A 12,162-nucleotide genomic window follows, 5' to 3' on the forward strand; every position below is an offset into this window, starting at 1 on the left:
AACATATGAAGATTCCCTATTTTAAATCATTTCTATCTCTACTTGCAGCAGGTATTATTACTGGTTGTAGCAGTACAGCCCCTAGTGTAGTTTCTACACCGGTTAGTAACATAGATTCTATTCCTCTAAAAGTTCAGGATCTATCAGACGCCCAGCTAAAAGACTGGACAAATGCCGATCTTATTACGGATACTATTCCAGGAATGAGTGTAAATAAAGCTTATGCTGAAATTATTAAAAATAATAGACCTTCCCCAGTAATTGTAGGGGTAATAGACAGCGGTGTAGATATAGATCATGAAGACCTTAAAGGGGTGCTTTGGACAAATGCTGATGAAATTCCTGGGAACGGGAAAGACGATGATAATAATGGTTATATAGATGATATTCATGGATGGAATTTTTTAGGGGATGCAGTCGCAGAGAATATGGAGTATACCCGTATTTATAAAAGATTGAAGCCTAAATATGAAGGTAAATCTGAAAGTAGTATCAGCACGGCAGATCGTGAAGAATTCAATACTTATAAAGCGGCAAAAGCTGAATATGATAAAGAATATGCTGAAGCGGTAGATACCAGGGAACAGTATCTTCAGATTCAAAGTCAGATCACTGCGGCGCATAATGCTGTTTCAAAAGAATTAGGTACTGAAGATTATACAAAAGAGCAACTTTCAGATTTTAAACCTCAGTCCCAGCAAATGACTCAGTATAAATCTATACTTACTCAAATTCAGTATAACGTAAACGAGAATATTCCGGAGGCCCTCACAGAGCTTGAAGAAGCCATAGATTATTATAAAGATCGTCTTGCAACCCATTTTAATATGGATCTGGACGGGCGTGCTAAAGTAGGAGACGATCCTTACGATATCACTGATACCAATTATGGAAACAACGAAGTTCAGGGGCCAGAAGCAGATAAGGAGAATGTAAAACATGGTACTCACGTTGCAGGGATCATCGCAGCAGATCGATCTAATAATATCGGTTTTAAAGGAGTTTCGGGTAACGCAAAAATTCTTGTGGTGAGGGCAGTTCCAGATGGAGATGAGTATGACAAGGATATTGCCTTAGGAATTAGATATGCCGTAGATAATGGAGCAAAAGTGATCAATACCAGTTTTGGTAAATATTTTTCTCCGAACCCGGAATGGGTTATAGATGCGATTAAATATGCTGCTGATAACGACGTCCTTATTGTGAATGCTGCAGGAAATGAGGGAATTGATCTTGACACAAACAGAGTGTACCCAAACGATCAGGATCCTTCAAACTCCAATGAAATAGCAGATAATTTCCTAACCGTTGGAGCACTGAATTACGAATATGGATCAGGTCTGGTTGCAGATTTCTCAAATTATGGAAAATCTAACGTAGATGTTTTTGCACCTGGAACCAAAATATGGTCTACCACTCCAAATAATACTTATGAGTATTTACAAGGAACTTCTATGGCTTCACCGGCAGTTGCCGGGATCGCAGCCATCATCAGAGGTTATTATCCACAGCTTTCCGCAGCACAGGTAAAACAAGTGATAATGGACAGTGGTCTAACAACCAAAGCGACGGTAATCGTAGGTGGGGATACTAACAATACTAAAAAATTTGATAATTTGTCTATTTCAGGAAAAATGGCAAACCTTTATAACGCACTAATTTTAGCTGACCAAATCTCGAAAAATAAATAAAATGAAGAAAATATTTTTAAGCTTTCTATTAATTACAACAGGCTTCTTGCAAGCCCAGAACAGTACTTCTTACTGGCAACAACATGTAGACTACACGATGGATGTAGACATGAATGTTGAGAATTTTAAGTATACAGGAACTCAGGAACTGATTTATACCAATAATTCACCTGATACCTTAGACAGAGTATTTTATCACCTATATTTCAACGCATTTCAGCCGGGTAGCGAAATGAATGCGCGCTTAGAAAGTGTTCCAGATCCAGATGGCAGAATGACCATGAATAAAGGAACCAAGGAGAATCCTGAAATAGTGAGTAGAATTACAGGCCTTTCAGAAGATCAAATTGGTTATTTAAGAGTGAACTCTTTAACTCAAAATGGAACTGAACTTCAATATGAAGAAGTGGGAACCGTACTGGAAGTAGAGCTTACAAATCCAATCTTACCTGGTGAGAAAACAACTTTCAATATGGAATTTGAAGGTCAGGTACCGGAACAAATTAGGAGATCTGGTAGAAATAGTGCAGAAGGAGTGGCACTTTCCATGAGCCAGTGGTATCCTAAATTAGCTGAATATGATTTCCAGGGATGGCATGCAGATTCTTACATCGCTCGTGAATTCCAGGGAGTATGGGGAGATTTTGATGTGAAAATTTCAATTGATAAAGATTATACTGTTGGAAGTACAGGATATCTTCAGAATCCGCAGGAAATAGGTCATGGCTATGAAGAAGAAGGAACTAAAGTCAAAAAGACCAAAGGTGATAAGCTTACCTGGCATTTTAAAGCTCCAAAAGTTCATGATTTTACCTGGGCGGCAGATCCAGAATATATCCACGATACAGTGATAGCTGAAGATGGTACGGTACTTCATTTTCTTTATAAGGACAATGATGAAATCAAGGAAAACTGGAAAAATCTCCAGCCAAAAACTGCTGAATTACTTACTTATTTCAATGAACATATAGGACCATATCCATGGGACCAATATTCTGTGGTGCAAGGTGGTGATGGTGGTATGGAGTACGCAATGCTTACTCTTATTACCGGGGAACGTTCTTTTGGGAGCCTTGTAGGTGTCACTGCGCATGAGATGGCTCATGCCTGGTTTCAGCATCTAATGGCCACCAATGAAAGCATTCACGAGTGGATGGATGAAGGTTTTACTTCCTATATTTCTTCGGAAGCTGAAAATGTAGTGATGGGGAAAAATGCTGAAAATCCTCATACTGGCTCTTATAGAGGTTATGGATATCTTGCCAATTCAGGTAAAGAACAGCCACAAACTACGCATGCAGATCGTTATGCGATGAATGGTCTTTATGGAGCTTCTGCTTATTCAAAAGGAGCGGTATTTCTTGCTCAGCTTGGATATGTAATTGGGAAAGAAAATTTAGCTAAAACCCTGAAACGTTATTATGACGAGTGGAAATTCAAACATCCAACTCCAAATGACTTTATAAGAATTGCTGAAAAAGTTTCTGGAGCTGAACTGGACTGGTATCTGCAGGACTGGACTCAAACTACGAATACAATAGATTACGCGATCAATTCAGTTGAAAGCGAAGGAGAAACTACTAAAGTGAATTTGCAGAGAAGCGGATTGATGCCAATGCCTGTAGATGTTGACGTAACTTATACTGATGGTTCAAAAGAAACGTTTTATATCCCATTGCAAATGATGCGTTGGGAAAAACCTGCTGAAGAAGGCACCAAACGAACAGTTAAAAAAGACTGGGCCTGGGGATTCCCTACTTACGAGCTTGAGATTCCCGCTTCAGAAGATAAAATCACTTCCATAGAAATTGATTCTTCAAAGTTAATGGCAGATATTGATAGAAGCAACAATACCTGGGGGACCTCTGAAAATGAAAATACCAATTCTGGAAACTAGTATTTAGTTCTCAACTATATTGAAAACCCTTTCTTAACCGGAAGGGTTTTTTATTTTCAAGATGCTTACTTTTGAGACATGAACGAAAGTTTTGGAAAATCACAAAAACTGAAAAGCAAAAAGCTCATAGACCAGCTTTTTGCAGAAGGAAAGCATCTTAAATCTTATCCTCTAAAACTGGTGTATGTTCCAATTGGAAATTCTGAGAACCCTGAATTAAAAACGGGAGTTTCGGTTCCAAAAAAACTGGTGAAGACCGCGGTGAAACGCAACAGAATAAAGCGGATGATGCGAGAGGTTTTCAGAAAAAATAAGTACCTTGTTAACGATCATTTACTCTCTTCTTATGCCTTCATGTTCATCCATATTTCCCGCGAAGAGATGACCTATGAAAAGCTAGACCGAAGCATGAAGAAAATTTTGGAGAGTTTCATAGAAAAAATTGGAACAGATGAAAAAGCGAATCAGTAGAATTATCATACTTCCTGTAGTTCTTATTGGGATATTTATAGGAACCGTAAGTTTTAAATCAGACTTCTTCGAAATTGCCAAGCAGATCGAGATCTTCACGACTCTTTTCAAAGAGATCAATATGAATTATGTAGATGAAACCAATCCTGCAGATTTAATGGATACTGCCATTAAATCTATGCTCACAGATCTTGATCCCTATACAAATTACTGGAATGAACAGGATGTGGAAGCAGCCAGGATTAATAGTGCCGGAGAATACACAGGTATTGGTGCATTGGTAAAAACCGGACAGGAAGCTCTTACGGTCATGGAAATTTACAAGGATTATCCAGCCGATAAAGCCGGTTTAAAAGCCGGAGATGAGATTATTAAGATAGGTAATATCAATGTGACCGATTTTAAAGAAGATGCGGGAGAATTGCTTAATGGCTCTCCAGATAGTAATATTAATATCACGTATCGTAGGCAGGGAGAGATCAGAACCACCAGTTTACAGCGTAGTTCTGTAGAACTGGATGCGGTGCCCTTTTATAAATTACTCGATGATAATTCGGCATATATCGTACTCTCTAAATTCAATGCCAAGGCCTCTACCCAGGTGGCGCAGGCTTTTAAAGAATTAAAGAATAAAGGTGCAGATAAGGTGATCTTAGACCTTAGAGGTAACCTGGGAGGTCTATTAAATGAAGCTATTAATGTAAGCAACATCTTTATTCCGAAAGGAGAGTTAATCGTCACCACCAAATCTGTCATTGAAAAGTATAACCGGGAATATTTTACTCAAAAAGAACCAATAGATACCAAAATTCCATTAGTAGTGCTTGTTAACGGCAGGAGTGCATCTGCCAGTGAAATTGTTGCCGGTGCTATTCAGGATCTCGATCGCGGTGTTATTGTGGGCGCCAGGAGTTTTGGAAAGGGATTGGTACAAAGACCTAAAGAACTGGCTTATGGAACACAGTTAAAAATTACTATTTCCAGATATTATACACCTAGCGGAAGATGTATACAGGCATTGGATTACAGAACCAGAAATGAAGAAGGAAAAGCCGTGAGAACCAAAGTGGAAGATTATAACGAATTTACCACCCGTAACGGTAGAAAAGTTTTTGATGGCGGTGGCATCTTACCTGATATTCAACTGGAAACATCAAAGTTTAGCGACATTACCAATTCATTACTTCTGCAGGATGCTATTTTTGATTACGCTACCAAATATTATTATTCTCATGAATTGGCCAATCCTAATGAATTTAGCTTTACTGATGAGGATTTTAATGATTTTAAGAAATATCTGGAATTATCAGATTTTAAATATCGAACTGCCACTGAAATGGAACTGAATGAAATGATGGATAAGGCAGAGGAAGAAGATTTACGAACAAAAATAGCTGGTGAAGTAAATAAGATAAGATCACAGATTTCTTCATTTAAAAAACAGGAATTAGAAAATAAAAAGCCGGAGATCTTTAGTTTACTGACTGATGAGATCATTAAAAGATATTTTTATAAAGAAGGCTTGTATGAGTATTATACAGCCCATAATCCTGAGATAAATCAAGCCCAGTCACTGCTTAATAATCCTCCTGAATATTCTAAAATTTTAAATTAGAAACCAGATTTTGGAAAGTTTTCTGTTGTTTTTTGAAAATATGCCTAACTGGCAAAAGCTGGTCTGGATCATCCTGGTACTTGGAATATTCTGGATCCTGGAAGGTTATTACGCTTTGATAAAATTCAAATATGATAAATGGAAACATGCCAGAACTAATTTTCTTCTATTGGGATTTGTAATCATGATAAATCTTGTTTTCGGAGTTCTTACCGCAGGAGTATTCTTATGGCTGGATGATTCACAATTTGGACTTTTACAACTAATAGAATTACCAATTTGGCTAGAATTGCTCCTGGCGCTGATGGTTCTGGATTTAATGGCGCAATATTTTGTTCATTTTCTACTTCACAAGGTCAAATGGATGTGGAGATTACACCTAGTTCATCATACAGATACGCATGTGGATGCTACTACAGGAACAAGACATCATCCATTTGATTTTATGATTCGTGAAAGTTTTGCCATTATTGCTGTTATCATCATGGGAATGCCGGTAGCCTTCTATTTATTCTACCGAATTCTGAGTGTGTTCTTCACTTATTTTACACACGCTAATATTAGTCTTCCATTAAGCCTTGATAAAGCTTTAAGTTATATTATAGTAACTCCCAATATGCATAAATTTCATCATCATTATCAACTTCCATGGACAGATACTAACTACGGAAATATGCTAAGTATCTGGGACAGGGTTTTTGGAACTTTTGTATACGATAAGCCTCAAAATATTCGCTACGGAATTGATATTGTAAACGATAATACATCAGATAATATTAGTTATCAGTTGGGAATACCCTTTAACAAATCTATCAAGACAAAAAATTAATCTTTAACCATGGCAATGTGAGGAATCCCATCTTCGAGATATCCGTCTCCAGTAGTTTGATAACCGTGGGTTTTATAAAATTTAATAAGATATTGTTGGGCAGATAATTTGATGTTTGATGTTTTATAAAAGTCCAGTATCGCTTTATCTGATGCTTTCATTATATCATGCCCATATCCAAACTTCCTTTCAGAATCTTTTACAACTACACGACCTATCGCAGCTTCATTAAAGTAGAATCCAGGTTGAAAACAACGGGTATAAGCCACGATCTTATCGTTCTTAAATCCAATTATATGTAGTGCTTTGTCATCTTTACCATCTATATCCTGGTAAACACAATTCTGTTCCACTACAAAGACCTCAGATCTTAATTGTAAGATACTATAAAGTTCGACAAGGTTTAACTCATTGAACTTTTTTACTTCTATCCTTAAATTCATAGGTTATGAACAGTACTTTTTTGCAGGGATCTTATCTACTCTACGCTGATGTCGACCGCCTTCAAATTTGGTATTAACAAATGCTTCCATCATTTCAGTAGCAAGTTCTTCAGAAACAAATCTTGCAGGTATGCTCAAGATATTCGCATCGTTATGTTCACGCGCCAGTTTTGCGATCTCTACATTCCAGCAAAGCGCAGATCTAACACCCTGGTGCTTATTAGCTGTCATATTTGCTCCATTTCCGCTACCACATATAATAATACCAAGATCGGCTTTCTTGTTTTCCACATCTTCTGCCACAGGATGTACAAAATCTGGATAATCTACGCTGTCTTCAGAATTTGTTCCATAATTGGTCACCGTATACCCCAGAGATTCCAGCTTTTCTTTGATCATCTCTTTATAACCGGTACCGGCATGATCATTTCCAATAGATATTTTCATAGTTATGTTGTTTGATGCAAAGTTAAAAAAAGCCACTGTTAACCAGCTTAATTTTCATTGTTAATTACTTTATAGAATATCTTAATTTTCAGGCTTTTAAAATTGACACCTAATTGTGAAAAACATCTGATGAATTACTTATAAAGAAATTTGCTTTTAAAGAAAATAATAACAATACAGGCATATGATTGAATAAATCAAATTATAAGTATGGAAATTTTTAGATAGTTATGAGCATATAAAAACACGTTATTGACAATTGTTAACTTCTAACTTTTCAATATTTCATTTTAAAAGTATTTTATGAACTTTTGTTAAGTAAATCTTAAAACACTAAGGTTATCAATTACTTAAGAATAGTTATCTATGTTGATAAACTGTTATCAAATACTCACAACTCAAATACCAAATAATATTCAGAAAAATTGTTCTACAAATTAACACACTATCATATACCATCATTTAATTTTTTTATAAAAGAAGAAAAGATATATATGATATATAATGTTTATAACTATGATAGATTAAACGATTCTAAGATTAGAAGATTTGTCATTTAAAGAATCTATAATTTCCTTTGCTTTAGAAATATCTAAAGGATGTACCATAAGACGTATTCCACCAAACGCAAATGAGGATAAAGGTAGAAGGCCTACTAGCGTTTCGTTCTGGAAATAATGGCGTATACCGGCGTTTTCTAAATTTATTTTTAGCACGATAAATTCATGATGATAAGTAAAGGTTGCTAGGCATCTATAATGTTTCATAATAAATAATAAACCTTACTAAAGATAAGATTTAATGCCGAAAACTTGAAGCAACACTTTTGCCTGAATTTTCCTTAGATTCTAAAAAAATATCAGTTTGTTTATTTAGTGATTTATGAATACTTGCAACGAAGAAAATGAGCCCAAATAGAAATATGAGGAAGAAAAGGGCCGAGTATTTAGTTGACTTACTAATTTTCATAATTATACTGTAAAATTAGGTAGGATACTCTTGGGGAAAGTTAAATCTAAATTAAGAAAAAATTAAGAAATAAAATATTCCTGTGTTAAAAAGATTAAAAAAAAACTTTATTAGAACAATTTGATTACCAGTGGTTTTTGGAATTTGGACGACTTAACAAAACTTTAAATTGAAAAAGTTCCAGTCTTATATTTATCATGTAATTTTATCGTATACTAAGTGATAATGAATAAAAAGAAGAAAACCAATACAAAAATACAAGGCAATCTTTCCAGAAGTATCATTGATATACTTCGAAACAACTCCGGAAAAACTTACAATTATAAACAGATAGCTTCTATTTTGGGAGTGAATGATGCGAGTAGCAGAAATCAGATTATTAAAAAGCTGGCTCAATTAGCTGCAAAAAAAGAGATTCTGGAAGAAGAACGCGGTAAATTTAAAATAGAAGGAAATAAAAATTACTATACCGGTGTCTTAGATCTTACCACCAAAGGTTATGGTTATGTAATGGTGGAAGAATTTGTTGACGATATTTTTATAGCCAATAAAGACCTGAATGCCGCCTTTGATGGAGATACGGTAGAAATTTATGTTTATAACCGTAGAAGAAGAAAGCGCTCTGAAGGTGAAATTACCAATATATTAAAAAGAAAAAGGACCGAATTTGTTGGAACACTGCAACAAAAAAAAGATTTCGGTTTTGTGGTGATCGATGATAAATCTATGTATACCGACTTTTTTGTCTCTGGGAATAATTTAAATGGAGCCAAAAATGGTGATAAAGTGGTTGTTGAATTCGAAGAATGGCCAAAAAAAGGGGATTCTCCAACTGGTAAAATAACCCGGGTTTTAGGAACTCCTGGAGAACATCATACAGAAATTCATTCTATACTCGCTCAATATGGATTACCTCACGATTTTCCTGAAGAAGTTGAAGAGTATGCTAATAAGATAGATACTTCTATCAATGAAAAAGAAATTAGCAAAAGGCGCGATATGCGCGATGTGCTCACATTCACAATAGATCCTAAAGATGCGAAAGACTTTGATGATGCGTTAAGTTTTCAAAAACTAGAAAATGGAAACTTTGAAATTGGAATCCATATTGCCGATGTCTCCCATTATTTACAACCGGGAACGATTCTGGATGAAGAAGCCTATGAAAGGGCAACCTCTGTTTATTTAGTAGATAGAGTGGTCCCTATGTTACCTGAAATTCTTTCTAATAACGCCTGTTCTTTAAGACCAAAAGAGGAGAAATTTACTTTTTCAGCAGTTTTTGAAATAGATGATAACGCAAACGTTAAGAATCAGTGGTTTGGTAGAACAGTGACCTATTCAGATGAACGTTTTGCATATGAGGAAGCACAGCATATTCTTGAGACAGGAACTGGAACAATTCCTGAAGATGTCTCTATTAGAAATCATGCATATTCTGTAAGAGGGGCCCTGGTGGAGGCCGTGGTTACATTAAACAGGCTTGCTAAGAAAATGCGATCCAGAAGAATGAGGGATGGTGCCATTTCTTTTGATAAGGTTGAAGTAAAATTCAATCTTAATGAAGAAAATAACCCGGTTGGAGTTTTCTTTAAAACTGCAAAAGATGCGAATAAACTTATCGAGGAATTCATGTTACTGGCCAATAGAAAAGTCGCTGAATATATTGGAAAACAGAGTCCTAAGAAAACTTTCGTATATAGAAATCACGATGAACCAGACGATCAAAAATTAGCTTCTCTTCAAACAATTGTGGGCAGGTTTGGTCATAAACTTAATCTTAAAGATAGAAGCTCTACCACCTCTTCACTGAATAAATTATTAGAGGATGTTCAGGGAAGAAAAGAGCAGAATATGGTAGATACCCTTGCTATTAGAACCATGAGTAAGGCGTATTACGGTACTGAAAGTATTGGGCACTATGGTTTAGCATTCGATTATTATACTCATTTTACTTCGCCTATTCGTAGATATCCAGATGTCATGGTGCATAGATTACTTCAGCATTATCTTGATGGAGCCAAATCAGCGAACGAGGAAGAATATGAAACAAAATGCCACCATAGCAGTGAAATGGAAAACCTGGCTACTAACGCCGAAAGAGATTCCATTAAATATATGCAGGTGAAATTTATGCAGGATCATGAAAATGAAGAATTTCTCGGGGTTATTTCAGGAGTGACGGAATGGGGGATCTTTGTAGAGATCGTGGAGAACAAATGCGAAGGAATGATTCGCTTGCGCGATATGAACGATGATCATTATGAGTTTAATGCTGATGAATTCTCGGTAGTTGGAAAAAGAACGGGACAAACATACACACTGGGTGATGAAGTGTATGTAAAAGTGAAGAATGCAGATCTTATTAAACGACACTTAGATTTTACACTACTTGGAAATAGAGAAGAGGTAGAAGCAAATTAATATTAGTGGAAGACATCTAAAATTTAGCTTTTAGGGTTTAACAGCACATAATTACCATAAAAGAACAAAAGGTTTACATTTGCAAAACAACTTAACTGTATGTTACAGGATGTTTTAGCTGCTTTACCATTAGGTTTATTTTTAGCTTTTCTATTTGGTCCGGTATTTTTTGTTTTACTGGAAACCGCTGCTATAAAGGGATTTAGAGCGGCTTTTTCTTTAGATTTAGGAGTTATCCTGGCTGATGTGGTTTTTATTGCGATCGCATATTTTAGTACCACAAAGCTATTACAAAGTCTTAAGGATGACCCCGCATTGTTTATTTTTGGCGGGATGATATTGGCGACTTATGGGGTAATGAGCTTTTTGCAGACCAAAAAGAGCCTTCATACCGATGATGAAACGCCGGAAATACGAAAACTGGGAAAAAGCGATTATTTTGGACTCTTTGCAAAGGGTTTCCTGCTTAATTTTATCAATATTGGTGTTCTGGGTTTCTGGTTGGGAGTAATCATTGTATTTGGCCCTAAAATGGAAATGGAGATCAATAGGATCTCGGTATTTCTTACCAGTGTACTGGTTACATATCTTATAGTTGATATAATTAAAATTCTTCTTGCCAAAAAACTCAATAGAAAACTTACCCCGCATAGAATTTATATAATGAAAAAGGCTATAAGCCTAATTTTAATTCTGTTTGGTGGCGTTTTAATATTTCAGGGAGCCTTTCCCAGTCAGATAGAAGAGATAAAAGATCAAATTGAGGAAATTACACCTAATGATTCTTTAATTGGAAATCTCGGAGATCTAGAAGTTAAGAATGCAAACAAATAAAAAAAGCTTCCCAGTTAAAGGAAGCTTTGTTGAGGCATCGAGCGGATTCGAACCGCTGTACAAGGTTTTGCAGACCTCTGCCTAGCCACTCGGCCACGATGCCCGGTATAGGGTTGGCAAATGTAATAAAAATTTTAAGTTTCAAAACTAAAATCTAACGGGATTTCGTCCTGCTTACTGTGACCATTGCCACATTTCCACCAATTGGAGGATTAATTTTAGAAACTTCCACCTTAGCTTTCTGAACCATAATGAGTTCGTGCATCACCCTACTCAAAATTCTTTCGGCAACTGTCTCGAGTAATTTTGATCTAATTGCCATTTCTTCTTTAACGATCTTGTTTAAATGCACATAATCTATGGTATCTCCTAATTTATCTGTTTTAGCTGAATGGGATAAATCTCCATGAACTTTAAGATCTACGCGGTATTCACTTCCTATTTTACTTTCTTCATCAAGGCATCCGTGATACGAAAAGACCTTAATATTCTTAAGTTTTATTACTCCCACAAATTATTTTTTACAAATATAAGCTCACAAT

General features: G+C 35.9%; 10 protein-coding genes and 1 tRNA gene. 7 read left to right on the forward strand and 4 right to left on the reverse strand.

Annotation, left to right across the window (positions count from 1 at the left end; all coding sequences use genetic code 11):
* The first annotated feature begins 5 nt into the window (after window positions 1–5).
* The 5 genes from BLT95_RS10375 (at window position 6) to BLT95_RS10395 (ending at window position 6,503) form a co-directional block, all read left to right on the forward strand.
* A complete protein-coding gene (locus BLT95_RS10375) occupies window positions 6–1,691 on the forward strand; it encodes a S8 family peptidase (RefSeq protein WP_089666018.1) in 1,686 nt (561 codons plus the stop codon).
* A gap of 1 nt (window position 1,692) precedes the next feature.
* On the forward strand, window positions 1,693–3,588 hold the full coding sequence (locus BLT95_RS10380; protein WP_089666019.1) for a M1 family metallopeptidase: 1,896 nt from the start codon (window positions 1,693–1,695) through the stop codon (window positions 3,586–3,588).
* 78 nt (window positions 3,589–3,666) lie between these two features.
* Window positions 3,667–4,059: a ribonuclease P protein component gene (gene rnpA, locus BLT95_RS10385; RefSeq protein WP_089666020.1), complete on the forward strand. Its 393-nt coding sequence runs from the start codon at window positions 3,667–3,669 to the stop codon at window positions 4,057–4,059.
* Window positions 4,040–5,674 (forward strand): S41 family peptidase, encoded by a 1,635-nt coding sequence (locus BLT95_RS10390; RefSeq protein WP_089666021.1) that lies wholly within the window; start codon window positions 4,040–4,042, stop codon window positions 5,672–5,674. The genes rnpA and BLT95_RS10390 overlap by 20 nt, the downstream gene beginning before the upstream one ends.
* 10 nt (window positions 5,675–5,684) lie before the next feature.
* A complete protein-coding gene (locus tag BLT95_RS10395; RefSeq protein WP_089666022.1) occupies window positions 5,685–6,503 on the forward strand; it encodes a sterol desaturase family protein in 819 nt (272 codons plus the stop codon).
* Here BLT95_RS10395 and BLT95_RS10400 read toward each other — a convergent pair.
* Window positions 6,500–6,946 carry a GNAT family N-acetyltransferase gene (locus BLT95_RS10400; protein WP_089666023.1) on the reverse strand — a complete coding sequence of 149 codons (447 nt, stop codon included), beginning with the start codon at window positions 6,944–6,946 and terminating at the stop codon, window positions 6,500–6,502. The two genes, BLT95_RS10395 and BLT95_RS10400, sit on opposite strands and share 4 nt — an antisense overlap.
* Before the next feature lie 3 nt (window positions 6,947–6,949).
* Window positions 6,950–7,393: a ribose 5-phosphate isomerase B gene (gene rpiB / locus BLT95_RS10405; RefSeq protein WP_089666024.1), complete on the reverse strand. Its 444-nt coding sequence runs from the start codon at window positions 7,391–7,393 to the stop codon at window positions 6,950–6,952.
* A 1,194-nt stretch (window positions 7,394–8,587) separates the two neighbouring features.
* Between rpiB and rnr the strand changes: the two genes are divergently transcribed.
* Both rnr and BLT95_RS10420 read left to right on the forward strand, forming a co-directional pair.
* Window positions 8,588–10,786, forward strand: coding sequence for a ribonuclease R (gene rnr, locus BLT95_RS10415; protein ID WP_089666026.1), 2,199 nt, complete (start codon window positions 8,588–8,590; stop codon window positions 10,784–10,786).
* Between the two features lie 99 nt (window positions 10,787–10,885).
* Window positions 10,886–11,620: a LysE family transporter gene (locus BLT95_RS10420; protein WP_089666027.1), complete on the forward strand. Its 735-nt coding sequence runs from the start codon at window positions 10,886–10,888 to the stop codon at window positions 11,618–11,620.
* Window positions 11,621–11,652: 32 nt separating this feature from the next.
* Here BLT95_RS10420 and BLT95_RS10425 read toward each other — a convergent pair.
* Window positions 11,653–11,723: transfer RNA gene (locus BLT95_RS10425), tRNA-Cys, on the reverse strand.
* A gap of 51 nt (window positions 11,724–11,774) precedes the next feature.
* A complete protein-coding gene (folB, locus tag BLT95_RS10430; RefSeq protein WP_089666028.1) occupies window positions 11,775–12,131 on the reverse strand; it encodes a dihydroneopterin aldolase in 357 nt (118 codons plus the stop codon).
* Window positions 12,132–12,162: the final 31 nt, after the last annotated feature.

The sequence above is a fragment of the Gramella sp. MAR_2010_147 genome (assembly GCF_900105135.1).
Taxonomy (GTDB): domain Bacteria; phylum Bacteroidota; class Bacteroidia; order Flavobacteriales; family Flavobacteriaceae; genus Christiangramia.

Coding starts and splice junctions, on each gene's coding strand:
- BLT95_RS10375 (WP_089666018.1), top strand. CDS start 6: ATGAAGATTCCCTATTTTAAATCATTTCTATCTCTACTTGCAGCAGGT.
- BLT95_RS10380 (WP_089666019.1), top strand. CDS start 1,693: ATGAAGAAAATATTTTTAAGCTTTCTATTAATTACAACAGGCTTCTTG.
- rnpA (WP_089666020.1), top strand. CDS start 3,667: ATGAACGAAAGTTTTGGAAAATCACAAAAACTGAAAAGCAAAAAGCTC.
- BLT95_RS10390 (WP_089666021.1), top strand. CDS start 4,040: ATGAAAAAGCGAATCAGTAGAATTATCATACTTCCTGTAGTTCTTATT.
- BLT95_RS10400 (WP_089666023.1), bottom strand. CDS start 6,946: ATGAATTTAAGGATAGAAGTAAAAAAGTTCAATGAGTTAAACCTTGTC.
- rpiB (WP_089666024.1), bottom strand. CDS start 7,393: ATGAAAATATCTATTGGAAATGATCATGCCGGTACCGGTTATAAAGAG.
- rnr (WP_089666026.1), top strand. CDS start 8,588: ATGAATAAAAAGAAGAAAACCAATACAAAAATACAAGGCAATCTTTCC.
- BLT95_RS10420 (WP_089666027.1), top strand. CDS start 10,886: ATGTTACAGGATGTTTTAGCTGCTTTACCATTAGGTTTATTTTTAGCT.